General features: G+C 61.2%; 26 protein-coding genes. 14 read left to right on the forward strand and 12 right to left on the reverse strand.

Annotation, left to right across the window (positions count from 1 at the left end; genetic code table 11):
• Both MPJ51_RS15540 and MPJ51_RS15545 read right to left on the reverse strand, forming a co-directional pair.
• The coding region (locus MPJ51_RS15540; protein ID WP_298388606.1) for an NnrU family protein at positions 1 to 356 on the reverse strand (356 nt) is incomplete at its 3' end.
• Positions 357 to 363: 7 nt separating this feature from the next.
• Positions 364 to 1,221: a CoA ester lyase gene (locus MPJ51_RS15545; RefSeq protein WP_298388607.1), complete on the reverse strand. Its 858-nt coding sequence runs from the start codon at positions 1,219 to 1,221 to the stop codon at positions 364 to 366.
• Positions 1,222 to 1,400: 179 nt separating this feature from the next.
• On the opposite strand from MPJ51_RS15545, the gene MPJ51_RS15550 reads away from it, so the two are divergent.
• Complete coding sequence (locus MPJ51_RS15550) at positions 1,401 to 1,700, forward strand: hypothetical protein (RefSeq protein WP_298388608.1); 300 nt, start codon at positions 1,401 to 1,403, stop codon at positions 1,698 to 1,700.
• On the opposite strand, the gene MPJ51_RS15555 is transcribed toward MPJ51_RS15550, so the two are convergent.
• The gene (locus MPJ51_RS15555; RefSeq protein WP_298388609.1) at positions 1,697 to 2,452 is read right to left on the reverse strand and encodes a sulfite exporter TauE/SafE family protein; all 756 of its coding nucleotides are present in this window, start codon (positions 2,450 to 2,452) and stop codon (positions 1,697 to 1,699) included. The two genes, MPJ51_RS15550 and MPJ51_RS15555, sit on opposite strands and share 4 nt — an antisense overlap.
• Positions 2,453 to 2,613: 161 nt before the next feature.
• Between MPJ51_RS15555 and mdh the strand changes: the two genes are divergently transcribed.
• From mdh to lpdA, 12 genes are all read left to right on the forward strand, one after another.
• Positions 2,614 to 3,576: a malate dehydrogenase gene (gene mdh / locus MPJ51_RS15560; RefSeq protein WP_298388610.1), complete on the forward strand. Its 963-nt coding sequence runs from the start codon at positions 2,614 to 2,616 to the stop codon at positions 3,574 to 3,576.
• A gap of 321 nt (positions 3,577 to 3,897) precedes the next feature.
• Positions 3,898 to 5,091, forward strand: coding sequence for an ADP-forming succinate--CoA ligase subunit beta (sucC, locus tag MPJ51_RS15565; RefSeq protein WP_298388611.1), 1,194 nt, complete (start codon positions 3,898 to 3,900; stop codon positions 5,089 to 5,091).
• A 4-nt stretch (positions 5,092 to 5,095) separates the two neighbouring features.
• Positions 5,096 to 5,641, forward strand: coding sequence for a hypothetical protein (locus MPJ51_RS15570; protein WP_298388612.1), 546 nt, complete (start codon positions 5,096 to 5,098; stop codon positions 5,639 to 5,641).
• Between the two features lie 190 nt (positions 5,642 to 5,831).
• A complete protein-coding gene (locus MPJ51_RS15575; protein WP_298388613.1) occupies positions 5,832 to 6,674 on the forward strand; it encodes a glycosyltransferase family 25 protein in 843 nt (280 codons plus the stop codon).
• Positions 6,675 to 6,686: 12 nt separating this feature from the next.
• Positions 6,687 to 7,568: a succinate--CoA ligase subunit alpha gene (gene sucD, locus MPJ51_RS15580; protein WP_298388614.1), complete on the forward strand. Its 882-nt coding sequence runs from the start codon at positions 6,687 to 6,689 to the stop codon at positions 7,566 to 7,568.
• A 440-nt stretch (positions 7,569 to 8,008) separates the two neighbouring features.
• Positions 8,009 to 8,548: a DUF805 domain-containing protein gene (locus MPJ51_RS15585; RefSeq protein ID WP_298388615.1), complete on the forward strand. Its 540-nt coding sequence runs from the start codon at positions 8,009 to 8,011 to the stop codon at positions 8,546 to 8,548.
• Positions 8,545 to 9,012, forward strand: a complete 468-nt coding sequence (locus tag MPJ51_RS15590; protein ID WP_298388616.1) for a DUF805 domain-containing protein — start codon at positions 8,545 to 8,547, stop codon at positions 9,010 to 9,012. Before MPJ51_RS15585 ends, MPJ51_RS15590 begins: the two co-directional genes overlap by 4 nt.
• On the forward strand, positions 9,009 to 11,966 hold the full coding sequence (locus MPJ51_RS15595) for a 2-oxoglutarate dehydrogenase E1 component (protein ID WP_298388617.1): 2,958 nt from the start codon (positions 9,009 to 9,011) through the stop codon (positions 11,964 to 11,966). Before MPJ51_RS15590 ends, MPJ51_RS15595 begins: the two co-directional genes overlap by 4 nt.
• A gap of 3 nt (positions 11,967 to 11,969) precedes the next feature.
• Positions 11,970 to 13,484, forward strand: a complete 1,515-nt coding sequence (gene odhB / locus MPJ51_RS15600; RefSeq protein WP_298388618.1) for a 2-oxoglutarate dehydrogenase complex dihydrolipoyllysine-residue succinyltransferase — start codon at positions 11,970 to 11,972, stop codon at positions 13,482 to 13,484.
• 2 nt (positions 13,485 to 13,486) lie between these two features.
• Positions 13,487 to 13,756 carry a hypothetical protein gene (locus MPJ51_RS15605; protein WP_298388619.1) on the forward strand — a complete coding sequence of 90 codons (270 nt, stop codon included), beginning with the start codon at positions 13,487 to 13,489 and terminating at the stop codon, positions 13,754 to 13,756.
• Positions 13,753 to 14,163, forward strand: coding sequence for an MAPEG family protein (locus MPJ51_RS15610; protein ID WP_298388620.1), 411 nt, complete (start codon positions 13,753 to 13,755; stop codon positions 14,161 to 14,163). Before MPJ51_RS15605 ends, MPJ51_RS15610 begins: the two co-directional genes overlap by 4 nt.
• A 70-nt stretch (positions 14,164 to 14,233) precedes the next feature.
• Positions 14,234 to 15,622 carry a dihydrolipoyl dehydrogenase gene (gene lpdA / locus MPJ51_RS15615; protein ID WP_298388621.1) on the forward strand — a complete coding sequence of 463 codons (1,389 nt, stop codon included), beginning with the start codon at positions 14,234 to 14,236 and terminating at the stop codon, positions 15,620 to 15,622.
• A gap of 146 nt (positions 15,623 to 15,768) precedes the next feature.
• Here lpdA and MPJ51_RS15620 read toward each other — a convergent pair whose 3' ends face one another.
• Genes MPJ51_RS15620 through MPJ51_RS15635 form a run of 4 tightly spaced genes read right to left on the reverse strand, consistent with a single transcriptional unit; the run spans position 15,769 to position 18,674 of the window.
• Complete coding sequence (locus MPJ51_RS15620; protein WP_298388622.1) at positions 15,769 to 16,374, reverse strand: pyridoxamine 5'-phosphate oxidase family protein; 606 nt, start codon at positions 16,372 to 16,374, stop codon at positions 15,769 to 15,771.
• Entirely contained in the window at positions 16,361 to 17,101 is a 741-nt protein-coding gene (locus MPJ51_RS15625; protein ID WP_298388623.1) for a 1-acyl-sn-glycerol-3-phosphate acyltransferase, read from the reverse strand. The genes MPJ51_RS15620 and MPJ51_RS15625 overlap by 14 nt, the downstream gene beginning before the upstream one ends.
• Positions 17,101 to 18,000, reverse strand: coding sequence for an FtsX-like permease family protein (locus MPJ51_RS15630; protein ID WP_298388624.1), 900 nt, complete (start codon positions 17,998 to 18,000; stop codon positions 17,101 to 17,103). Before MPJ51_RS15630 ends, MPJ51_RS15625 begins: the two co-directional genes overlap by 1 nt.
• Positions 17,997 to 18,674, reverse strand: coding sequence for an ATP-binding cassette domain-containing protein (locus MPJ51_RS15635; RefSeq protein ID WP_298388625.1), 678 nt, complete (start codon positions 18,672 to 18,674; stop codon positions 17,997 to 17,999). The genes MPJ51_RS15630 and MPJ51_RS15635 overlap by 4 nt, the downstream gene beginning before the upstream one ends.
• 170 nt (positions 18,675 to 18,844) lie before the next feature.
• On the opposite strand from MPJ51_RS15635, the gene MPJ51_RS15640 reads away from it, so the two are divergent.
• On the forward strand, positions 18,845 to 19,570 hold the full coding sequence (locus MPJ51_RS15640) for a zinc-ribbon domain-containing protein (RefSeq protein ID WP_298388626.1): 726 nt from the start codon (positions 18,845 to 18,847) through the stop codon (positions 19,568 to 19,570).
• 6 nt (positions 19,571 to 19,576) lie between these two features.
• Here MPJ51_RS15640 and MPJ51_RS15645 read toward each other — a convergent pair whose 3' ends face one another.
• The 5 genes from MPJ51_RS15645 to argH all read right to left on the reverse strand — a co-directional run bounded on the left by MPJ51_RS15645 (position 19,577) and on the right by argH (position 25,285).
• On the reverse strand, positions 19,577 to 22,114 hold the full coding sequence (locus MPJ51_RS15645; RefSeq protein WP_298388627.1) for a TIGR02302 family protein: 2,538 nt from the start codon (positions 22,112 to 22,114) through the stop codon (positions 19,577 to 19,579).
• A gap of 38 nt (positions 22,115 to 22,152) precedes the next feature.
• The gene (gene lysA / locus MPJ51_RS15650) at positions 22,153 to 23,418 is read right to left on the reverse strand and encodes a diaminopimelate decarboxylase (protein WP_298388628.1); all 1,266 of its coding nucleotides are present in this window, start codon (positions 23,416 to 23,418) and stop codon (positions 22,153 to 22,155) included.
• A gap of 66 nt (positions 23,419 to 23,484) precedes the next feature.
• Positions 23,485 to 23,634, reverse strand: a complete 150-nt coding sequence (locus MPJ51_RS15655) for a hypothetical protein (RefSeq protein ID WP_298388629.1) — start codon at positions 23,632 to 23,634, stop codon at positions 23,485 to 23,487.
• Between the two features lie 80 nt (positions 23,635 to 23,714).
• Positions 23,715 to 23,900 carry a hypothetical protein gene (locus tag MPJ51_RS15660; RefSeq protein WP_298388641.1) on the reverse strand — a complete coding sequence of 62 codons (186 nt, stop codon included), beginning with the start codon at positions 23,898 to 23,900 and terminating at the stop codon, positions 23,715 to 23,717.
• Positions 23,897 to 25,285 (reverse strand): argininosuccinate lyase, encoded by a 1,389-nt coding sequence (gene argH, locus MPJ51_RS15665; RefSeq protein WP_298388630.1) that lies wholly within the window; start codon positions 25,283 to 25,285, stop codon positions 23,897 to 23,899. The genes MPJ51_RS15660 and argH overlap by 4 nt, the downstream gene beginning before the upstream one ends.
• Positions 25,286 to 25,303 lie beyond the last annotated feature (18 nt).

Raw genomic sequence — 25,303 nt, forward strand, 5'->3', positions numbered from 1 at the left:
ATGATCGAGGCCAGATCGCCATTCACCAGCAGATGCGCAAAGGCCCACAGTTTGAACCCGGCCAGCATCGGGTGGCGCATCCTGTTCAGCAGACGGCCTTTGGTTCCGGCGGGGCTCATCATGAAGATGGCGATCAGCACCAGCAGGTTGTTGATGTGGATGGTGAAGGATGGCGGCGCCCAGACAAAAACCGTGTCGGTCATGCGATAGCCGAAAATCATCAGCAGAACCGCAGCCACCAGCGCCAGCGCAATGGCACCCTTGCCCACCGCCGCACGGCGTTCCGGCATCACGCGTTTGAACAGATGTGCGGCCCACCAAAGCGCCACACCCAGAATCAGAAGAACAAAGCCCATTGCTGGCTTACCCCGCTTGCAAAGCTGTTATCGCCTCTGCTTTTGCCAGAATTTCACGGGCCGTTACAACATGCAGGTTTTCAACAATCTTGCCATCTACGACAGCAACGCCCTGCCCTTGTGCCTCGGTCTCTTCAAAGGCGGAGATCTGACGGCGGGCCAGGTCGATCTCGGCCTCCGAGGGCGCATAGGCCGCGTTGGTGATTTCGACCTGCGCCGGGTGGATCAGGGTCTTGCCGTCAAAGCCCATATCGCGGCCCTGCGCGCATTCGGCTGCCAGGCCATCCTCATCCTTGAACGCATTGTAGACACCATCGATGATGATCAGCCCCTCGGCCTTGGCGGCCAGCAGGCACAGGCCAAGCGAGGTCATCAACGGCAGGCGATCCGGGCGGAACCGGGTCTGCAATTCCTTGGCCAGATCGTTGGTGCCCATGACAAACCCGGCCATCAGCGGATGGGCCGCGATTTCCGCCGCGTTCAGCATCCCGCGCGGCGTCTCCATCATCGCCCAGATCGGCAGATCGCCGGTGATCGCGGCCAGCGCATCCACATCAGCGGCCGCGTTCACCTTGGGCAGCAGGACCACATCCGCGCCCATCTCGCGCACCGCCTCGGCATCGGCGCGACCCCATTCGGTGTCCAGCCCGTTGATCCGAACGATCTTGACCCGCGCGCCATAGCCACCCGCGGCCAACGCCGCCTTCAGCGTTTCGCGCGCGTTGTCCTTTTCATCGGCGGCCACGGCATCTTCGAGGTCAAAGATGATCGCGTCCACCGGCAGGGTCCGGGCCTTGTCCAGCGCCCGATCACGCGAGCCGGGGATGTACAGAACCGAACGATAGGGGCGCTGACGGGGGTCCATTGGCCTCTCCCATTGAAATAAAGTTGCGCGGAATGGGGCATTTTTTACCGTAAAGTTCAAGCCTAAAATCGCCGCACTGCAGCATTTCCCCCTGAAGTGCCGCAACGTGCGTTGCCTTAACCGGATTTCGGTCCCTGCCCCGCACCCTGATCACCAGATGGAATCGAAAGGGGTGAGAGATGAAGAAGACGCTGTTCAACATGACAATGGGCTTGGGCATCATGGTTCTGGCCGCGCAACAGGTGCAGGCCCGCAATTGCGCACCGCGTGACGACGTGGTGAAGCAGCTGGCTGAGACCTATGGCGAAACGCGCCGGGGCATCGGCATCGCGCGGCAGGGTGCGGTGATGGAGATCTATGCCTCGGACCAGACCGGAAGCTGGACGATCACGGTGACCATGCCGGACGGGATGACCTGCCTTGTCGCCTCGGGCCAGTCATACGAGGCGATGGCCGAAGCCCTGCCGCCCAACACCTAGGTCAGCGCATCCCAGATCAGTTTGCTGCCGGTCAGGATCAGCAGCACATAGGCGATACCAAAGAACAGGCGTTCGGACAGCATGAAATGCGCCCGGACGCCCAGCCAAGCCCCTAGAATCGCGAAGGGCGTCAGCAGGAGATCGGCCCAGGCCGTGTGCCAGGTGAACAGGCCAAGATAGGCATAAGGCACGAATTTGGTGATGTTGATGACCCAGAACACCAGCACCGTGCTGGCCTGGAACTCGGTCTTCGACAGGCGTTGCGACAGCAGATAAACGGCAGCCGGGGGACCACCCGCATGGCTGACAAAGCTGGTGAACCCTGCAACAACCCCGGCAAACACCCCGGCAGAAGGCGGCAGACGGTTGGCGAAACCGCGCACCCAGCCCCGGCTCTGCCCCAGATGCCAGATCACAAAGCCGACAGAGATGCCCCCGATCAGCAACCGCAGCAGATCGTCATTCGTGGCGCGATAAAGCCACGCGCCCAGCGCCACACCGGGTACTGCCCCCAGCATCAACAGGCGCGAATCCGGCCAGCTCCAACGCTTCCAATAAGGGCCCAGCGTGGCCACGTCGATCACCATCAGGATCGGCAGCATCAGGGCAAGCGCCTGCCCCGGTTCCAAAATCAGCGCCAGAATCGATGAGGACGCAAAGGCCACGCCCGACCCGAACCCGCCCTTGGAAATCCCGGCAAAGATGACGGCAGGGATCGCGACGGCAAAAAACATCAGGTTCAGTTCGAACATGCGGCGATCCCGAAAACGGCTTGATTCGCAGGCTGTTTAACGCACCCGGATCGCACGTGGCAAACGGTATGCGGTCGCATGCCGCGCTGCTCGGCCCTTGCGCGAGACCCAATTAGCGACTAGCAAAACCGCGATTTCAAAACCCATCGGAGATTTTCCTAATGGCCAGACCCAAGATCGCGCTGATCGGCGCAGGTCAGATCGGCGGCACGCTCGCCCACCTCGCAGCAATGAAAGAACTTGGTGACGTCGTGCTGTTCGACATCGCCGAGGGCACCCCGGAAGGCAAGGCGCTGGATATCGCCGAATCCGGCCCCTCGGAAGGGTTCGACGCCAAGCTGAAAGGCACCCAGTCCTATGAGGACATCGCAGGCGCCGACGTCTGCATCGTGACCGCCGGTGTCCCCCGCAAACCGGGGATGAGCCGCGACGACCTGCTGGGCATCAACCTGAAGGTCATGAAATCGGTCGGCGAAGGCATTGCCGCCAACGCACCTGATGCGTTCGTGATCTGCATCACCAACCCGCTGGACGCGATGGTCTGGGCCCTGCGTGAATTCTCGGGCCTGCCGCACAACAAGGTCTGCGGCATGGCGGGCGTTCTGGATTCGGGCCGTTTTGCGCATTTCTTGTCGGAAGAGTTCAACGTCTCGATGCGCGACGTGACAGCGTTCGTTCTGGGTGGCCACGGCGACACCATGGTGCCGTCGGTTCGTTATTCGACCGTCGCCGGTATCCCGCTGCCCGATCTGGTCGAGATGGGCTGGACCACGCAGGAGAAACTGGACGCTATCGTGCAGCGCACCCGTGATGGTGGTGCCGAGATCGTTGGCCTGCTGAAAACCGGCTCGGCCTTCTACGCGCCTGCGACTTCGGCGATCGAAATGGCCGAGGCCTATCTGAAAGACCAGAAACGCGTCCTGCCCTGCGCCGCCTATTGCGATGGCGAACTGGGCGTCAGCGGCATGTATGTGGGCGTGCCCACCGTGATCGGTGCCGGTGGCATCGAACGGGTCGTCAACATCAAGCTCAACGAAGAAGAGCAGGCCGGTTTCGACAACTCGGTCAACGCCGTGAAGGGCCTGATCGAGGCCTGCAAGGGCATCGACAGCTCGCTGGCCTAAGTCACATTCTGAACTTCTGGAAACCGGCCCATCACTGGGCCGGTTTTCTTTTTGATGTCTCCCAACACAACCGCAACCGTGGTCACACAATGTTGGCGTAAACAGTCGCAAATGCCTTTTGTGAATGTGTTTTCTTGAGGTCATCAACTCTTCTCGAATCGAACTCTCCCATCAGGTCAGTTTGTGATCACACCCTAAAATGCTGTGATCACAAATACTGAAAATCTTCGTGAAAAAGTGCTTCCTTATCAAAAAAGCCTTTAAACTTGCCCGCTAGACACCCCTATAACGGTTTAATCGCAGTCAGACGGGACAGTTTCGATGAACATTCACGAATATCAGGCCAAAGCTCTTCTTCGCAGTTATGGTGCTCCGGTCTCCGACGGTCGCGCCGTTCTGCGCGCCGAGGAAGCCAAAACCGCCGCCGGTGAGCTGGACGGCCCGCTCTGGGTCGTCAAGGCGCAGATCCACGCAGGTGGCCGCGGCAAGGGTTCGTTCAAAGAGGCTGACGCCGGTGAAAAGGGCGGTGTCCGTCTGACGAAATCGGTGGAAGAAGCCGCAGAGGAAGCCAAGAAGATGTTGGGCCGCACACTGGTCACCCATCAGACCGGCCCCGCAGGCAAACAGGTCAACCGCATCTATATCGAGGCCGGTTCTGGCATCGAACGCGAATTGTACCTGGCCCTGCTGGTGGATCGCCAGACCAGCCGCATCTCGTTTGTCTGCTCGACCGAAGGCGGCATGGACATCGAAGAGGTGGCGGCTGCTACGCCCGAGAAAATCCTGTCCTTCTCGGTCGATCCTGCGACAGGCTATCAGGCGTATCACGGCCGCCGCATCGCGTTCTCGCTGGGTCTTGAAGGCGCGCAGGTCAAGCAATGCGTCAAGCTGATGAACCAGCTCTATAACGCCTTCGTCGAGAAAGATATGGAGATGCTGGAGATCAACCCGCTGATCGTCTCGGACAGCGGCGACCTGAAAGTGCTGGACGCTAAGGTCGGTTTCGACGGCAACGCGGTCTACCGCCATCCCGACATCGCCGAACTGCGCGACACGACCGAAGAAGACCCCAAGGAGCTGGAAGCCTCCAAGTACGACCTGAACTACATCGCGCTGGATGGTGAGATCGGCTGCATGGTCAACGGCGCAGGTCTGGCGATGGCGACGATGGACATCATCAAGCTCTATGGTGCCGAGCCTGCCAACTTCCTCGACGTGGGCGGCGGTGCCACCAAAGAGAAAGTGACCGAGGCGTTCAAGATCATCACCTCGGACCCGAACGTCAAAGGCATTCTGGTCAATATCTTCGGCGGCATCATGCGCTGTGACGTCATCGCCGAGGGCGTTGTCGCCGCCGTGAAAGAGGTCGGCCTGAAAGTGCCTCTGGTGGTGCGTCTGGAAGGCACGAATGTCGAGAAGGGTAAAGAGATCATCAACACATCCGGTTTGGACGTGATCGCGGCGGACAACTTGAAGGATGGGGCTGAGAAGATTGTGAAGGCGGTTAAAGGGTAAGTTCGTGAAAGTTCACATCAAAGCTTGTGTTCTGGCATGCGCCGTTGCCTTGGTTGGCTGCGCTCCCTCTCCAGAAAGGATCGAAGCAGCATCTTTTACTCTGTCTGAAACCAATCAACCGGTTCAGATGTTTTCTGAAGCTTGCTTAGAGACGCTCCCCAACTTTAATGGCTTCCAAAACGTTGTCAAAAAACGTGACCTGACCCCTGCTAGGCAAAAAGGAGGGTTAACAGCATACAAAGCGCCGGGTGAAAAACTGTTGACTGTTACGTCGGCAGATATCGGCGACAAATCAGCATGCGGTGTCGGGTTTCTGGGATCGGCAGACAGCTCGGAAATTGGCGCAATGTTCTTTCGAGAAGCAACGAAACGGACCGGCGGCAAACCCCGCGAAAAGTTCCCAAGTTCTAGGTTCGCCTATGCGTATCATCTCAGAAACGGCAGCGTAATGACGTACGAGGTTCAGCAAAAAAGTGGTCAAATTCGTCACATCGTTTTGATCTCTAAGCCCGCAACTCGAGAAGAGGTTTCCGAATACATCTACGACTGATGCTCAAAAGTAAGGCGAAATCACACTCGCCTTCGCAAACGAGTGTCAGCGGGGGATACCCACCAATTCTAAGGAGAACGCCAAATGGCAGTCCTCATCGGCGAAAACACCAAAGTGATCTGTCAGGGCTTTCCCGGTTCAAAGCTCGCGGCTTCTTGAAACATCAAAGGCTCCGACTCCAGAAAAACCAATGACCGTCACAACCTACCTCATATCCCTGCCCCGCGCTGAGAAACGCCGCGTCTTGATGCTCGAAACGCTGGCAGAGGCCGGTATCGACGCGGTCATTGTCGATGCGATCGACGCCAAGGAAACACCCAAGGACGTTCTGCTGCAAAGCTGTCAGGCCGAGGGGCCCTGGGGCGTCTTCCATCTGGGCAACATGGCCTGCACCATGAGCCACGCGCTTGTGTGGGAGCAGTTTCTGCAAGGCGATGACGACCATGCGGTCATTCTGGAGGATGATGTTTTCCTCTCGCCCGAACTGAAACTGTGGCTCAGCGATCTGAACTGGTGGCCGCAGGGCTGCGATCTCGTCAATCTGGAATTCTGGGTCAGCAACAGCCTGCGGGTCATGCTGGGAACGCGACCCACGGCGCATCTGGGGCGTGACGTCACGCCGATGCTGTCCAGAAACCCCGGGTCGGCGGGATACATCGTGACCCGTGAGGGTGCCCGCAGGCTGCTGGATGCGCGGCCTTTCGATGTTCCCATCGACCAGTTGCTGTTCAACCCGCTCGTGTCCCGTCTGGCGGTCGAGTTGAACCCGCATCAGGTCTCACCCGCGCTGGTCAGGCAGGGCAACGCGCCCGAGGGCGAACTGTCGATGCTCGGCGGGCGCACCCGGCCCAGCGGCGCGGCTTACCGGCGGCAAAAACTCAGACGCGGATGGGCGGAACTGCGCGCGGTCCCTCTGCACCTGTTTCACTTTCTCTCGGGCAAGGCCCGGATGCGGCGCGTTGAATATCAGAACACAACCCTGGCTGACCCGATCCCCGAGACGGTCGATCGGGCCAATCCGACACATCAATAGGAAAGGGACAAAATGGCAGTCCTCATCGACGAAAACACCAAGGTCATCTGTCAGGGCTTTACCGGCTCGCAGGGCACATTCCATTCGGAACAGGCCATCGCCTATGGCACCAAGATGGTCGGCGGCGTGACCCCCGGCAAAGGCGGGATGGAGCATCTGGGCCTGCCCGTGTTCAACTCGGTCCACGAGGCCAAGCACGTGACCGAGGCCAATGCCAGCGTGATCTACGTGCCGCCGCCCTTCGCCGCAGATTCGATCCTTGAGGCAATCGATGCCGAGATGGAGGTGATCGTGGCCATCACCGAAGGCATCCCGGTTCTGGACATGATGAAGGTGAAGCGCGCGCTGGAAGGCTCGAACTCGCGCCTGATCGGCCCGAACTGCCCCGGTGTCATCACGCCGGATGCCTGCAAAATCGGCATCATGCCCGGCCACATCCACAAGCGCGGCTCGGTCGGTGTTGTCTCGCGTTCGGGGACGCTGACTTATGAGGCCGTGAAGCAGACCACCGATGTGGGTCTGGGCCAGTCCACCTGCGTGGGCATCGGCGGCGACCCGATCAAAGGCACCGAGCATATCGACGTGCTGGAATGGTTCCTGGCAGATGACGAGACCCACTCGATCATCATGATCGGCGAAATCGGCGGCTCGGCCGAGGAAGAAGCCGCGCAGTTTCTGGCAGATGAGGCCAAGAAAGGTCGCAAGAAACCGACAGCCGGTTTCATCGCGGGCCGCACAGCCCCTCCGGGCCGCCGCATGGGCCACGCGGGCGCGATCGTCGCCGGCGGCAAGGGCGGCGCCGAGGACAAGATCGAAGCCATGCGCTCGGCCGGTATCGTCGTGGCCGAAAGCCCCGCCCAGTTGGGTGAGGCTGTGCTGGAAGCGATTGGGTAAGATGGTGCAGGCGCTGATCTCAAAACTGAGGGCAGCGCCCGACCCGAGGGTGGGCGAGAAGCGCCCGCCCTGGGGGGCGGGTCGGGCGCTGCCCGGCGGTACCCGCCGAGCAAGGAGTTCGAAGTGAAGGTTCTCCGAGTCATATCTTTGTTTTGCTGCTTCTTAGGCGGGTTTCTTGCGTTATCATATTGGGGGCTATCGTTTCCGGAACGCGTGACCCAAGAAAACGCACTAGACGGGATCAGAGTTGTGCTGGTCGATTTCCCGAGTGATCCGAATATCGTGTCCTATGATCCAAACCTGATATCTTCGGATCAATTGTTTGCCTTCGGCATGCAACTTTGCGGCTACACACCTGCCGTATCAGAAATGGAGCCCACATTTTTCGACAAGTTGCGAGCCCATCAGCGTGCTGGCATTGTTTGTGGATGATCTAGACCATGACCTTCTCTGACGCCATCCGCACCTGTTTCTCCAAGTTCTTCACTTTCTCGGGCCGTGCCTCGCGGCCTGAATACTGGTTCTTTTTCCTATTCATCGTGATCTGGAGCATCCTCGCCGGGATCATCGACGCGCAGTTCTTCACTCAGGTCACTGTGACTGAGACTGAAACATCCAAATCCGTCGCCGCCACGTCCTCGCAACCGGTGCAAAGCATTGTCAGCCTGATCGTCTTTTTCCCGCATCTGGCCGTCGCCTGGCGGCGGATGCATGATACCGGGCGCAGCGGGCTTTATGCCTTGCTGCCGATCCTGCTGATCCTCGGTGCGCTGGCGGTGCTGATCTTCGGCATTGGCCTTGCCAGCCAGTTCCACGGCGGCACGCTGGACATCCTGTTCACCCGCGCCACCGTGCTGATCGTTGTTCCGACACTACTGATCCTGTTTGTGTCACCGCTTCTGGTGCTGTGGTGGCTGTCTCGCCCCAGCCAACCGGGCGCCAACAAATATGGTCCCAACCCGTATGAGGTAGGCGCATGAATCTAGGCGAAGCGGTCAAGACCTGCTTTACAAAGTACTACACGTTTTCGGGTCGCGCCTCGCGGTCGGAATTTTGGTGGTTTGTACTCTTCCTGGCCGTCATTAGCAGTTTGATCCAATCCTATGTTCAAAGCGGAAATGGGACAATTAGTGTTAAAATCGGACTGAATTTCTACCTCAGCACCGAAGCGCACTGGCTAGAGAACTTGTTTACCTTGACCACATTGGTGCCGTTCATTGCCGCGTTGACACGTCGTCTGCACGACATCGGTACATCCGGTTGGCGAGGCTTGGGTTTTTTCGCTCTGCTCGCTCTGATCATAGCTTCGTTCTTTGTATTGCCCTGGCAAATCAGTGCTTTTGCCCTTTTGATCGCGGTGGCTATTGGCCTCTTCTTTCTCTCCAGAAAATCCGACCACGGCACCAACCAATACGGTCCCAACCCATATGAGGTAGCCCAATGACCGAACACAGCCCAAACGACCAGTTTCATGCCTCCAGCTTCATGCAGGGGCACAATGCCGAGTATCTGGAGCAGTTATACGCCCAGTACACCAAGGACCCCGGCGCAGTGGATGCCGCCTGGGTCGAGTTCTTCAGGGCGATGGGCGATGCCACGCCGGATGTGCAGCGCGAGGCTGAGGGGCCGTCCTGGGCACGGACCGACTGGCCTCCGATGCCGACGGATGACCTGACCGGCGCGCTGACCGGGGAATGGGCCGAGATTGACGCCAAAGCGGCGGGCAAGAAGATCAAGGATCAGGCCGAGGCCACAGGTGTCGCGGTCAGCGAAGATCAGATCAAGCGCGCGGTGCTGGACAGTTTGCGGGCGCTGATGCTGATCCGGGCCTACCGCATCCGGGGCCATCTGGCCGCTGATCTGGACCCGCTGGGCATGCGCGCCGCCACCAACCACCCCGAGCTGGACCCAAAGACCTATGGCTTCACCGATGCCGACATGGATCGTCCGATCTTTATCGACAACGTGCTGGGTCTGCAGATGGCCAGCATGCGGCAGATCGTCGAGATCGTGAAGCGGACTTATTGCGGCACTTTTGCGCTGCAATACATGCATATCTCGGATCCCGAGCAAGCCGCGTGGCTGAAGGAGCGGATCGAAGGCTATGGCAAGGAAATCGCCTTCACCAAGGAGGGCCGCAAGGCAATCCTGAACAAGATGGTCGAGGCCGAGGGGTTCGAGAAATTCCTGCATGTCAAATACATGGGCACCAAGCGGTTCGGTCTGGATGGCGGTGAAAGCCTGATCCCGGCGATGGAACAGATCATCAAGCGCGGTGGCGCGCTGGGTGTCAGTGACATCGTCATCGGCATGCCGCACCGCGGGCGTCTGAACATTCTGGCCAATGTGATGGGCAAACCCTATCGCGCCATTTTCAATGAATTCCAGGGCGGCAGCTTCAAGCCCGAGGATGTAGATGGCTCGGGCGACGTGAAATACCACCTCGGCGCGTCCAGTGACCGAGAGTTCGACGGCAATTCAGTCCACCTGTCGCTGACCGCAAACCCCAGCCACCTTGAGGCGGTGAACCCGGTGGTTCTGGGCAAGGTGCGCGCCAAGCAGGATCAGTTGCACGACGAAGACCGCACCAAGGTCATGGCCATCCTGCTGCACGGCGATGCAGCCTTTGCCGGACAGGGCGTGGTGGCCGAAGGGTTCGGCCTGTCGGGTCTGAAAGGGCACAAGACCGGGGGCACGATGCATATCGTGGTGAACAACCAGATCGGCTTTACCACCGCGCCGCATTTCAGCCGCTCGTCCCCCTACCCGACCGACATCGCCCTGATGGTCGAGGCGCCGATCTTCCACGTCAACGGCGACGACCCCGAGGCGGTGGTGCATGCGGCCAAGGTTGCGACCGAGTTCCGGCAAAAGTTCCACAAGGACGTTGTGCTGGATATCTTCTGCTATCGCCGGTTCGGACATAATGAGGGCGATGAGCCCATGTTCACCAACCCGATCATGTACAAGCGGATCAAGACCCATAAGACCACCCTGTCGCTGTATACCGAACGGCTGGTCAAGGACGGTCTGATCCCCGAGGGCGAGATCGAGGATATGAAGGCCGCCTTCCAGGCGCATCTGAATGACGAGTTCGAGGCCGGAAAGGACTACAAGCCCAACAAGGCCGATTGGCTGGACGGGCGTTGGTCGCATCTGGACAAGAACAAAGACGAATACATGCGCGGCGAAACCGCGATCACGGCGGAAACACTGGCCGAGGTCGGCAAGGCCCTGAGCCACGCCCCCGCCGAATTCGCCGTCCACAAGACCGTCACCCGCCTTCTGGATCACAAGAAACAGATGTTCGAAACCGGCAAGGGTTTCGACTGGGCCACGGGTGAGGCGCTGGCCTTCGGCTCATTGCTGAGCGAAGGCTATCCAGTGCGCCTGTCCGGTCAGGACGCCACACGCGGCACGTTCAGCCAACGGCATTCCGGCTTTGTCCATCAGGAAACCGAGGAACGGTATTACCCGCTCAACAACATTCGCGCAGGGCAGTCGCATTACGAAGTGATCGACTCGATGCTGTCCGAATATGCGGTGCTGGGTTTTGAATACGGCTTCTCGCTGGCCGAACCCAACGCACTGACCCTGTGGGAGGCGCAGTTTGGCGATTTCGCCAATGGCGCGCAGATCATGTTCGATCAGTTCATCAGCTCGGGCGAAAGCAAATGGCTGCGGATGTCCGGTCTGGTCACCCTGCTGCCGCACGGGTTCGAAGGGCAAGGGCCGGAACACAGCTCGGCCCGTCTGGAGCGTTTCCTGCAGATGTGCGGTCAGGACAACTGGATCGTCGCGAACTGTACGACGCCCGCAAACTATTTCCACATCCTGCGCCGACAGCTGCACCGCACCTTCCGCAAGCCGCTGATCCTGGTGACCCCGAAATCACTGCTGCGCCACAAGCTGGCCATCAGCGAGGCCGAGGATTTCACCACCGGCTCCAGCTTCCACCGGGTGCTGTGGGATGATGCGCAGAAAGGCAACTCGGACACCAATCTGGTTGCCGATGACAAGATCAAGCGCGTGGTCATGTGCTCGGGCAAAGTCTACTACGACCTGCTGGAAGAACGTGATGCGCGCGGGATCGATGACGTCTATCTGATGCGGATCGAGCAATTCTATCCCTTCCCGGCCCATTCCCTGATCAATGAGCTTGAGCGTTTCAAGGGCGCGGACATGATCTGGTGTCAGGAAGAGCCCAAGAACCAGGGGGCGTGGACCTTTATCGAGCCGAATATCGAATGGGTCCTGACCCGCATCGGTGCCACGCATACAAGGCCGCGCTATGTCGGCCGCGCCACCTCGGCCTCGCCCGCGACGGGTCTGGCCAGCCAACACAAAGCCCAACAAGAAGCGCTGGTTAACGAAGCGCTGAGCCTCGAAGGAAAGTAAACGATGACGATTGAAGTTCGTGTTCCCACGCTTGGCGAATCGGTGACCGAAGCCACGGTTGCCACTTGGTTCAAGAAACCCGGTGACGCCGTGGCCGTGGATGAAATGCTGTGTGAGCTTGAAACCGACAAGGTCACGGTCGAGGTCCCCTCACCTGCCGCGGGCGTGATGGGCGAGATTGTGGCTGCCGAAGGTGAAACGGTTGGGGTGGATGCCCTGCTGGCCACCATCGCAGCCGGTGAAGGCGCGGCACCTGCGCCTGCCCCAGCAGCAAAACCCGCAGGCACCGATACCGGCAATCCCGGCGCAGCCAGCGTTGATGTGATGGTCCCCACCTTGGGCGAATCCGTGACCGAAGCCACCGTGTCCACATGGTTCAAACAGGTCGGCGACGCCGTCGCGCAGGATGAGATGCTGTGCGAATTGGAAACCGACAAGGTCTCGGTCGAGGTCCCCTCACCCGCCGCTGGCGTGTTGGCCGAGATCGTGGCCGCCGAGGGCGCAACCGTGGACGCCAGCGCGAAACTGGCCGTCATCTCGGGCGCGGCAGCGGGTGCCGCTGCGGCTCCGGTAGCTGCACCGGTGACAGGTGGCAGTGATGGCGGCGGCAAGGATGTTGCAAACGCCCCGTCTGCGGAAAAAGCCATGGCCGAGGCCGGGCTGTCTGCCGATCAGGTCACCGGCACGGGTCGCGATGGCCGCATCATGAAGGAAGACGTGGCAAAAGCTGTTGCAACGGCCTCGGCCCCAGCGCCTGCGGCGGCTGTGCCCGCCCCCGCTGCCCAAGCCCCGCGCGCGCCTGTCGCCGCCGAGGATGCAGGCCGCGAGGAACGCGTGCGCATGACCCGTCTGCGCCAGACCATCGCCAAGCGCCTGAAGGACGCGCAGAACACCGCCGCCATCCTGACCACCTATAATGAGGTGGACATGACTGAGGTGATGGCCCTACGCAACGAATACAAAGAGCTTTTCCAGAAAAAGCACGGCGTAAAGCTGGGCTTTATGTCCTTCTTCACCAAAGCCTGCTGTCACGCGCTGAAAGAGGTGCCCGAGGTCAATGCCGAGATCGACGGCACCGACATCGTCTATAAGAACTTCGTCCACATGGGCGTTGCCGCCGGTACGCCGCAAGGTCTGGTGGTTCCGGTCATCCGCGATGCCGATACGATGTCCTTTGCCGCGATCGAGAAAGCCATCGCCGAAAAAGGCAAGCGCGCCCGTGATGGCAAGCTGTCCATGGCCGAGATGCAGGGCGGCACCTTCACCATCTCGAACGGTGGCGTCTACGGCTCGCTGATGTCCTCACCGATCCTGAACCCGCCACAATCGGGCATTCTGGGCATGCACAAGATCCAGGACCGTCCGATGGTCATCAATGGCGAGATTAAGATCCGTCCGATGATGTATCTGGCCCTGTCCTATGATCACCGGATCGTTGACGGCAAAGGTGCCGTGACCTTCCTTGTCCGTGTGAAAGAGGCGTTGGAAGATCCGCGCCGCCTGTTGATGGATCTGTAATCATGGCGACCCATGTACTCTGGCAGGCCGATGTGGCCGATTTCAACGCGTGGCTGCAAGTCTTCCGCGAAGACCGGAAGATGCGCGAGGCTTCGGGCATCCGCGATCTCCACGTCTGGAAGGACCCCGATCAGCGCGACCACGCGGTGGCGATGTTCGAGGTTGCGGATCTTGATCGTGCACGCAAGTTCTTTGACTCGGAAGAGCTTGCCATGCATCACGAACGCGGCGGCGTGGCCCATATTCAGGTCAAGCTGCTGGAGCCCGTATGACTCCGGAACTCACGGCCCTGACCCTGGCAGCTTTGCTGCAGGTCGTTCAGTTCGCCCTGATGGCCATCCCGGCCAATCTGGAACTGGGGCCGGGAAAGACCATGTCCGCCCGCGACCGTGCACGTCTGGGCGGCTCGCTAGAGGATCAGCTGTCGGAAGGGACGGCGCGGCTATACCGCGCCATGAACAACCATTTCGAAGGGCTGATCCTGTTTGCAATCGCCTGCATCGCAGTCACCCTTGCGGACAAAACCGGCCCCGTCACAACCGCCTGCGCATGGATCTACCTGGGCGCGCGTATCCTTTACATCCCGGCCTATTACTATGGCCTCAGACCCTGGCGCAGCGTGATCTGGTTTACCGGATTCCTGGCCACAACCCTCATGCTTCTGGCGGTGCTGTTGTGATCGGCGCCGCCCTGCAACCTGCTCATCGGTGTCCTCCCGGTGACAGCCCGAATCCTCAAGGAGACCCTTCATGGCAAACTATGACGTCATCGTAATCGGCGCCGGCCCCGGCGGCTATGTCTGCGCCATCCGTTGTGCCCAGCTGGGGCTGAAAACCGCCGTGGTCGAAGGGCGGGATTCGCTGGGCGGCACCTGCCTGAACGTGGGCTGCATCCCATCCAAAGCCTTGCTGCACGCATCGCACCAGTTGCATGAGGCCGAGCATAACTTTGCCAAGATGGGCCTGAAGGGCAAAAGCCCCTCGGTCGATTGGAAGCAGATGCAGGCCTACAAGGATGAGGTGATCGACGGCAACACCAAGGGCATCGAATTCCTGTTCAAGAAGAACAAGATCGATTGGCTGAAAGGCTGGGGCTCGATCCCTGCCGCCGGTCAGGTCAAGGTGGGTGATGAGCTGCACGAGGCCAAGAACATCATTATCGCATCGGGGTCCGAGCCGTCCTCACTGCCCGGGGTTGAGGTGGATGAAAAGGTCGTGGTGACCTCGACCGGGGCGCTGTCGCTGGGCAAAATCCCGAAGAAGATGGTCGTCATCGGCGCGGGGGTGATCGGGTTGGAATTGGGCTCGGTCTATCAACGGCTTGGGGCCGAGGTGACGGTGATCGAATTCCTTGACGTGATCACGCCGGGCATGGATCCCGAGGTGCAGAAGACGTTCCAGCGCATTCTCAAGAAACAGGGCCTGAAATTCGTCATGGGGGCCGCGGTGCAAAAGACCGAAGCCACCAAGACCAAGGCGAAAGTGACCTACAAGCTGCGCAAGGATGACAGCGAACATGTGATTGACGCCGATGCCGTTCTGGTCGCCACCGGGCGCAAACCGTTCTCGGACGGTCTGGGGCTTGAGGCCCTGGGGGTCGAGATGACACCGCGCGGTCAGATCAAGGTGGGCCACGACTGGCAGACCAACGTGCCCGGCATCTATGCCATCGGTGATGTCACCGAAGGCCCGATGCTGGCCCACAAGGCCGAGGATGAGGGCATGGCTGCTGCCGAGCAGGTCGCGGGCAAGCATGGCCATGTGAACTATGGCGTCATTCCCGGTGTCATCTACACTTGGCCCGAAGTCGCCAATGTGGGCGAGACCGAAGAAACCCTCAAGGAGCAGGGCCGCGCCTATAAGATCGGCAAGTTCATGTTCATGGGCAACGGCCGCGCCAAAGCGAACTTCGCCGCCGATGGTTTCGTCAAGATTCTGGCTGACAAAGACACTGATCGCATCCTGGGCGCCCATATCATCGGCCCAGCGGCGGGCGATCTGATCCACGAGGTCTGCGTGGCAATGGAATTCGGCGCCTCGGCCGAGGATCTGGCGCTGACGTGCCACGCCCACCCGACTTATTCCGAAGCCGTGCGCGAGGCGGCACTGGCCTGTGGCGCCGGGCCGATACATTCCTAGGCCAGCGTTAACACGACCCGAAGGATGCGAGGCTCTGCCTCGCGCTCCGGGATATTTTTAGCCAGATGAAGCAAGGGATCCATTCTTCATCTGGCTCTAAGTATCCCGGGGGAGTCGCGGCTTGCCGCGGCGGGGGCAGAGCCCCCTTACCACATGGTTTTGGCCGCCCGCGCACCCCATTCGGAGTCGTATAGGGTGCCGCCCTCCTCCCCCTTGGTCATCTCGGCCAGGATTTCCCCGGCGCTTGGCAGACCGGCGCTTTCATCGCCGCTGGTCCATGTCCCCGCCCGCATCAGGGCGCGGGCGCATTGGGTGTAGATTTCCCCGATCTGAATGACGATCACTGTCGCCGGTCGTTTGCCATGTTTTTCGAACCGGGACCTTAAGACCTCATCTGCGGTCAGCTTCGCGGTTCCGTTCAGGCGGACCACAGTGTTGGACCCGGGTACGAAAAACATCAATGACACACGCGGGTCGCGGACAATGTTGCGCAGACTGTCCAGCCGGTTGTTGCCGCGCCAATCGGGCAAAGCCAGCGTACCGGGGTCTAGTTCCAACACCACCGGGCCATCATCGCCGCGTGGGCTGCCGTCCACCCCTTCGGGCCCAATGGTGCTGAGGACGCACAGGCGCGAGGCCATGATCCATTTGCGGTAAAGCGGTGTCAGCCGGTGCGCGACCTTGCGCAGGGCCGGGGTGCCGGGTGTGCCATAAAGTGCCTCAAGCGCGGGGATGTCTTCAATGAACTCCATCGGGGTCAAATCCTGTTTCTCGCATCAAATCGTTCGAGCGTGTCTCGATCATCTGCTCAAGACGCTCCAGAAAATCCTTGCGGTCAACGCCGGGCTCGATCGGGTCCAGAAATTCGACAATCGCCAGCCCGGGTTTGCGCAAAATACCGGTGCGGGGCCAGAACACCCCCACATTGGTGGCTGCCGGAACACAGGGAAAACCCAGACCCTCGTACAGCACGGCCGTGCCCACCTTGTAAGGTTTGCTGACCCCCGGCGCGACGCGGGTGCCTTGCGGATAGATCACCAACTGTCCGGGTTCCGAGAACTCGCGCGACACGTCCTTGACCATTTTGGCAACAGCGGCACCCTTTTTGCCGCGATTGACGGGGATGCAGCCCAGCCTGCGGGCATACATGCCGATGATCGGGGTCCACAACAGTTCCCGCTTCATGATGAATTTGCCGTGGGGGATGGCGTCGAAGATCATGATGATGTCCAGAAAGGACTGGTGTTTGGCACCAATTACCACCTCGCCCGTGGGCACTGGTCCGCGCACCTCGGACCGGATCCCGACCATCCAGCGCGCCAGCCAGCGGGTCGTGCGCGCATAGGTCTTGCAGGCCCGCAGCGCCCCGCGTTTGGAAAACAGCGCATAGGGGGCAAAGACCAGCCCGAGGATCAGCATCCAGACGTAGATCGTGATCATGAAGATCAGCGAGCGGAGCCATTGCAGGGCCATGAACATCACGAAAGCTCCTTCAATTTACGGCGGGCGGCAGACCAGGTGGCCAGAAAGGCAACGGTTGCCCCCAGCAGTGGGATCAGCATCGGCAGCAACCACCCAGCGCCCTGAAAACCAAGCCCGGTCAGGAATCCTCCCGCGTCCGAGGCTTCGGGCAGCAGCAACACCCCGGACATGCCCAGCAGGGTCCCCACAGCCGCCCCGAACAGGGCGCGAAAGGTGAAGCGGCGCACAAAGGCCCCGGCGATGAACCGGTCCCGGGCACCGACCAGCCGCAGAACCTCGATTATCTGAGCGTTGGCGGCAAGTGAGGCATTGGCGGCAAGCGTGATCATGGCCGCCGTGGCCCCGCCGATCAGTAGGATCGAAATCCAACCGAGCCTGCGCAGGGAATTGGCCGCATCGACCAAAGGTTCGCGCCATCTGGAATGATCATCCAGCACCGCTCCCGGCACCTCGGCCCCCAGACGCAGGCGCAGGCCGATGGCGTCCAGCCCCGGCTCGCCTTCGGTGATCTCGATCAGCTGCGGGATCGGCAGCGTGTCCAGCGGCAGGTCGGGGCCAAACCACGGGGCCAGCAGGGCCGCCTGTTCCTCGGCGCTCAGGGCGCGGGCCGAGGCGACGCCCGGCGTTTGGCTCAGCACGTTTAACGCCGCCTCGGTCTGGGCCGCGCGTTGTTCCGCCGGGGCGTTGATCCGCAAGGTCGCCGCCCCTGCCAGTTCCGAGGCCCAGCGATCCGCCAACCGCCCCGAGGCCAGTGACAGCGCCAGTGCAAAGACCGCCAGAAACGCCATCGCACCTGATACGAACAAGGTCAGCTGCGCGGTGAAGCCGGTGGGTGGCACCACGCGGTCGGCGCGGCTGTCGCGGCGCAGCAGGTTGCGGATGTCGCCCTTGCTCATAGATCGGCCCCCGCAAGCTGCAACCGGCGTTGCGAAATCCGCAGCACGCGCGCCTGTACCTGACTTTTGGCGGCGCGGATCAGGCTCAGATCATGGGTGGCGATCAGGACGGTCTTGCCCATCCGGTTCAGCTCGATCAGCAGATGCAGCAGGCGTTGCGACATCTCCCAATCCACATTGCCGGTGGGTTCATCCGCCAGAACCACATCCGGCGACAGGATCACCGCCCGTGCCAGTGCCGCGCGCTGACGTTCACCACCCGACAGTTCGGGCGGGTGCGACTCCAGCCGTGCGCCAAGCCCGACCCATCCCAGAAGCTCGGTCAGGTTGTTCTGTTCGGCCTCGGCCCCGCGTCCCGAGACCATCATCGGCAGCGCCACGTTCTCGGCCAGCGTCATATGATCCAGAAACTGGCAATCCTGATGCACCACACCAATACGACGGCGCAGCAGGGCCATCTGGTCCCGGTCCAGCCGCGCGACATCCTCGTCAAACACGCTCAGCCGTCCGGATGTGGGCAACAACGCGCCATAGCACAGTTTCAGCAGCGTGGTCTTGCCCGACCCCGAAGGGCCGGTCAGGAAATGGAACGAGCCCGGCTGCAGGTGCAGCGATACGTCGCTCAGCAGCTCTCCACCGCCATAGCTGTAGCTGACATTCTCCAGCTCGATCACGCCCGTCCCCTTTGTTCTGCTGCTGTCTTGCCTCAGTGTGGCCGTGGTTTCAATGCCTCTACAGGGTGCAAATCCCCGTGAAACCGAAAACACGCTTTGCCGATGGGGTTTAACGGAATATAATTCCTGAAAAAACGAGTTTCAGGCCGACAGGCAGGCCAGGAGGCAGAATGCGACTTACATGTCCGAATTGCAGTGCCCAATACCAGGTGCCAGACGACGTGATCCCCGAAGGTGGGCGCGATGTGCAATGTTCCAATTGCGAGCAGACCTGGTTTCAGTCCAAGGACCCTGACACTCAGCCCGAACCTGCCGCGGCTGAGCCTGCACCCGATACACCCCCGGAACCGGCTGAGGAAACCCCCGCGCCAGATGCGCCCGAGGAAGAGGCCAAGCCCGAGGGTGATGAGGCCCCCGAAGCCGCGCCCGACACTGGAAATGTCGATCCCGCCGTAGCCAATATCCTGCAGGAAGAGGCCGCGCGCGAGGCTGATCTGCGCGCCAAGGAAGGGGGCAGTCTGGAAAGCCAGCCGGATTTCGCACTGGACCCGCCGGCAGAACCCAAGGTTGAGCCCAAGCGTCCCGCCGCGACCGAAACCGCCGAGGTCAGCCGCAAGGACGTTCTACCGGATGTCGAGGCGATCAATTCCGGCCTGCGCAGCGATGAAACTCCCATGACCGCCGAAACCGCGCCACCCACGCGCAAATCCGGCGGGTTCCTGCGCGGGTTTTCCCTAATCGTGATTCTGGGCGTTGTTCTGATCCTGATCTACGGAAATGCCGCGCAGATCAGCCAAGCGGTGCCGCAGGCCGAACCGGTGCTGCAATCCTATGTCTCAATGATCGATCAGGCCCGTCTGTGGCTTGAGGCGCAGACCAGCGGCGGGGGCCAGTAAGGCCCCTCAGAACCGCTCAAGCAGGCGTTTGAGGTATTCCAGTTCCAGTTGCGGACGATCCGTTTCGCCGGTGCGGCGGCGGATTTCGTCCAGCAATTCGCGCGCACGGCGATAGACGTCTTCTCCCTGCAACAGGTCATCCTCGGTCGAGATCGACCCGGCCGCGCCCGGATTGCGCCCCAACGGGTCGCGGTTCTGGGCCTGCATGTCGCCATCCTGCGTGCCTTGTCCGGGCTGGTTCTGCTGGTTTTGGGCCAGTGCCTCGCCCAGGGACCGCATGCCTTCGCGCAGGGCCTCCATCGCTTCGGACTGGCGGTCGATGGCCTCGGCCAGATCATCGCCGCGCAGGGCCTCTTCGGCCTCATTCATCGCACGACCAGCCCGATCCAGCGCCTCGCGCGCGGCATCGCCTTCGGGTGTACCACTGCCGGGCAGGTTCTGCTGTTGGCGCCCCAACTCATCGCGCAGCGCCTGTTGCCGGTCCGCAAGCGAGCCGCCGCCACCCTGCCGGCCATCTTCGCCCTGCTGGTTCTGACCGCCCTGCCCTTCGTGGCTTTGCCCCCGGCCCTGACCGCCGCTGCGACCCTCATTGCCCTGGCTTTCGCCTGACCGGGACCCGGGGTTGAACTGTTCCTGCAAATCGCGGAACGCCTGATCGCTAAGGCCCTGCTGTTCGCGCAGGGTTTCAGCCAGCTCTTCCATGGCCTGCTGACCTTCGGACTGGCCGCCTTGGCCCTGCCCTTGGGTGACGCGCATGTTTTCCATCATCTGCTGGAACTCTTCCAGCGCCTGTTGCGCCTCGGCCATGCGGCCCTGTTCCATCAATTCCTGAATGCGGTCCATCATGCGTTGCAGGTCGTCCTGCGTCATCTGCAGGGATTCGCCGTTCTGGCCCTGCTGGTTCTGGTTGCCTTCACCGTTTTGTTCGGCCAGACGCTGCAGCTGTTGCAGGTAATCCTGAGTGGCTTCGCGCAGTTCCTGCATCAGCTCCGCGATCTCTTCCTCGCTGGCACCGTTCTGCATCGCCTCGGTCAGCCGCTCCTGCGCGCGGCGCATCCGTTCCAGCGCATCGGCCAGCGTGCCGTCTTCGATCAGAATGGCCAAATCCCACAGCGCCTGTGCAATCTCGGCCTGCTGTTCGGGCTTCAGACCATATTCATCGAACGCCTCTAACCGGCGCAGGGTGACGCGCAGGCGCAGATAGGCGGTTTCCGAGCGGAACAGTTCTTCGGGCAGGTGCGAGACCGCCCGCAGAACCTGCGATACACGCAGCGCATTGTCCCGCGCCCACAGCAAGTCTCGGCGCTGTTCGATCACCGCCGCCGCCAGCGGGTCAAAGAACCGGCGGGCGGGTAAACGGGTCATATAGGGTTCCGACGAGGATTGCTGATCCGCCGCATCCTGCGCCGTCAGCGTGATCCGAACCGGCAGATGGGCCCAAGGATGCTGCGAGAAATCTTCGATCAGGTCTTCGGTGAAATCGGTGCGTTCGCCCGTGATCGGCATCGGCAGATCAACGGTGATCCCTTCGCGCGGCTCCGGGTCGGTCGCCAGACCATAGCGGCGATCGACTGAGGCCAGATCCAGTTCGATCCGCGCCGTGCCCGAGACGATGCCGTAATCATCGCTGGCCGCATAGGGCAGCTTCATCTGACCGCCCGCCTCGGCCTCGGCCATTCCTGCCACCGAAACCTGCGGGCTGGAGTCCGAGACGATATCGACCGCCCAATCCCGCCCGGCCGGACCTTCAATTTTCAACTGGCCCGAGCGGTCGGCGACAAAATCCTGTTCCGGCTCGGTCGCTGCCTCGGCACCAGTGGCCGAGGTGTTTTCGGTCAGGCTATGCGCCCCGACCTCACCATAGAATCGCAATGTGATGCGGCTGCCCTGCGGGACGTTCAGCACCGGCCCGTCCTGATCCGCCAGATAGAGTGTCGGCAAGCCGGTGTAACGCGGCGGCTCGACCCAGCCTTCCCATGTAGGGCCTTGCCCGGCGACGGCGGTTCCGGGGGCCATTTCAGCAACCGACCCGATGCGCCAGAAGGACCCGAACAGCGCCGCGACGACCAAAGCCAGCAGTGCGGCATAGCGCAGGGCGTATGGATCGCGCGAGGCCAGACGCAAATCGGGTTTGACCGGCTCGGCCTGCGCGGCCCGTTCCGACATGCGGGTCTGGTGCGCCTGCCACAGGGCCACCGAATCGGCATCCATCGCACCGATAGCCTGATCGTCCATCAGAGCCTGAATCGGGCGGCCCGGCAGGGTTTCATCCAGCCGCGCCAACGCCTCGGTCCGGGTGGGAAAATGCATCCGGCGCGCGCCATGCACGGTGGCAACCAGCAGAGCGATCAGCGACACCGCGCCCGCGATCCACACGGTTTCCACGCGCACGATATCGTGCAGGCCCAGCATGAGTGCCGCAAGAACGGCCATCAGAATGGAAAAGAATGGCCAGAAGGCGCGCATGACCTGCTCGGCCAGCATCCCTGCATGCGTCAGCCACAGGGACAGTCTTGGGATCGGCAGTTTCACTTTATCGCGCAAGGCGGGCCTCCGTCCTTCGGGCCCGCGCGGTTATCGCGTCAAAGCCACGAAGGTATGGTATCGCGGTTTATGATTTCGTCAAAGCTTGGGCGTTCGCGAATAACCGCGAATTGATCGCCGTTCACCAGAACCTCGGGGATCAGAGGGCGGGTGTTGTACTCGCTGGCCATCACCGCGCCATAGGCTCCGGCGCTGCGGAAGGCGATCAGATCGCCCGCCTGCAGGGGCGGCATGTTGCGTTGTTTGGCGAAAGTGTCGCCGGATTCGCAAACCGGACCGACAATGTCATAAGGCCGCTGTTCCACGCCCGGCGCGGGTTCCTGCACGGCGACGATATCATGGTGCGCCTCGTACATCGCGGGGCGGATCAGGTCGTTCATCGCACCATCGAGGATCAGGAAATCGCGATCCTCGCCGGATTTCACATAGATCACTTTCGAAACCATTAGCCCCGCATTGCCCGCGATCAGGCGGCCCGGTTCGATCTCGATCTCACAACCCAGATGGCCCAGCGTTTTCTTGATCAAAGCGCCATATTCCACCGGCAGAGGCGGCGCATCGTTCGAGCGGGTGTAGGGAATGCCCAAACCCCCGCCCAGATCAAGACGACGGATATTGTGCCCCTCGGCCCGCAGACGTTCAGTCAGTTCCGCTACCTTGGTGTAGGCTAGCTCAAACGGCTCTAACTCGGTCAGTTGCGAGCCTATGTGGACGTCGATGCCGATCACTTCCAATCCGGGCAGACTGCCGGCGCGGGCGTAAACGTCCGAGGCGCGCGCGATGGGAATGCCGAATTTGTTCTCGGATTTGCCCGTGGCGATCTTGGCGTGGGTCTTGGCGTCCACATCCGGGTTCACCCGCACGGTGATCGGCGCGATCACGCCCAATTCCAGCGCGACAGCGTTGATCACCTCCATCTCGGGCTCGGATTCCACGTTGAACTGACGGATGCCGCCGGTCAGCGCAGTGCGAATCTCATCCGCTGTCTTGCCAACGCCCGAGAACACGATCTTGTCGCCGGGAACGCCCGCCGCCTTGGCGCGCAGGTATTCCCCGCCCGAGACCACATCCATCCCCGCACCCGCCTGCGCCAGCGTTTTCAGGATCGCCTGATTGCTGGCCGCCTTCATCGCGTAGCAGACAAGGTGATCGGTCCCTTCCAGCGCGTCATCGAACAGCTTGAAATGCCGCAGCAAGGTTGCCGTCGAATAGACATAGAACGGGGTTCCGACCGCGGCTGCGATTTCGGAGATGGGGACATCCTCGGCGTAAAGCGCGCCGTCGCGGTAGAGAAAGTGATCCATGACTGCGCGCTTAGACCAAAAGCGCCGCGCGGATCAATGGATTCCGCGCGCTTTCAGGCCGTTTCGTCAGTTCACGGTCGAAACGCCAACCCGCGCATACCCCGAAACCGAGATACCGGATTTCTTAGGCTCTTCCACCGGCGCGGGGCGGGGGGTGTGGGAGGTGTCGCAGGCGGCCAGAACGGCAAGCGACAGGATCAGGCCGAAAACTCTCATATCTTCTTCTTTTCTTTGAATGCTTTACCAAGCTTGGCCCGAGGATGGGGTGTCGCGGGGCAAACTGCAATATGCGAATGTCAGAACCCGACAAAAAGCCCCACAGGGCCGCGACTCACGCCGACCCCACCACCTACATAGGTGCCACCGCTGCCGACACCGACCGCGGCGTTGAAGGTCGGGTGCACCGGCTCACCATCGACGCCACAGCCAGCCAGCACAAGACTGGCGGATACAATCAGGGCAAACCGGGTCATCGTTTTCATACCATCGCCTTCCATCGGTCGATCTGGGCCCGCACCTGATCGGGCGCGGTGCCGCCATAGGACTGGCGTGAGTTTACCGAATTTTCGACCGTAAGAACAGAATAGACGTCATTTGTGATCTCGGCATGGACCGATTGCATGTCCTCCAAAGCCAGGTCAGGCAGGTCGCAGCCCTTGCTTTCGGCCATGGCAACCAGCGAGCCGGTCACGTGATGCGCATCGCGGAACGGCAAGCCCAGCACCCGCACCAGCCAGTCGGCCAGATCGGTTGCGGTGGAAAAGCCGGAACCGGCTGCGGCGGCCAGGCTGTCGCGGTTGGCGGTCATGTCCTTGACCATGCCCTCCATCGCGGCCAGCGCCAGCATCCAGTTGTCGGCGGCGTCAAAGACCTGTTCCTTGTCTTCCTGCATGTCCTTGGAATAGGCCAGCGGCAGGCCCTTCATCACCATCATCAGCGCCGTGTTGGCCCCAAAGATACGACCCACCTTGGCGCGGATCAGCTCTGCCGCGTCGGGGTTTTTCTTCTGCGGCATGATCGACGAGCCGGTCGAGAACCGATCCGACAGCGTCACAAACCGGAACTGGGCCGAGGACCAGATCACCAGTTCCTCGGCAAAGCGCGACAGGTGCACTGCGCAGATCGAGGCGGTCGACAGGAATTCCAACGCGAAATCCCGGTCGCTGACAGCGTCCAGTGAATTTGCGGCGGGGCGGTCAAAGCCCAGCGCTTCGGCCGTCATGTGACGGTCGATGGGAAAGGACGTGCCAGCCAAAGCAGCAGCCCCCAAGGGCGATTCGTTCATCCGGGCGCGCGCGTCGCGGACACGGGACAGGTCGCGACCGAACATCTCGACATAGGCCATCATGTGATGGCCCCATGTCACCGGCTGCGCGGTCTGCAGATGGGTAAACCCGGGCATCACCCAAGCGGCCCCGGCCTCGGCCTGCGCCAGCAGCGCGCGGATCAGCGCCAAAAGGCCGGATTCGGCGGCGTCCAGTTGGTCACGCACCCAGAGTTTGAAATCCGTCGCCACCTGATCATTGCGCGACCGGCCCGTGTGCAGACGGCCTGCGGGTTCTCCGATCACCTCTTTCAGCCGCGCTTCGACATTCATGTGGATGTCTTCCAGCGCCGTCGAGAACTGAAATTCCCCGTTCTGAATTTCTGACAAAACGGTGAGCAGCCCTTCCCGAATGGCCTGCGCGTCACTATCACTTATAACGCCTGTGGCGGCCAGCATGGCGGCATGGGCGCGCGAGCCTGCGATGTCCTGGGCTGCCATCCGCTGATCGAACCCGATCGAGGCATTGATCGCCTCCATGATCGCGTCTGGACCGGCGGCAAAGCGGCCGCCCCACATCTGGTTCGAGGATTGATCGGTCATGTAAGAAAACCCGGAGTT

It is taken from the genome of Ruegeria sp. (genome assembly GCF_028066395.1).
Classification (GTDB): domain Bacteria; phylum Pseudomonadota; class Alphaproteobacteria; order Rhodobacterales; family Rhodobacteraceae; genus Ruegeria.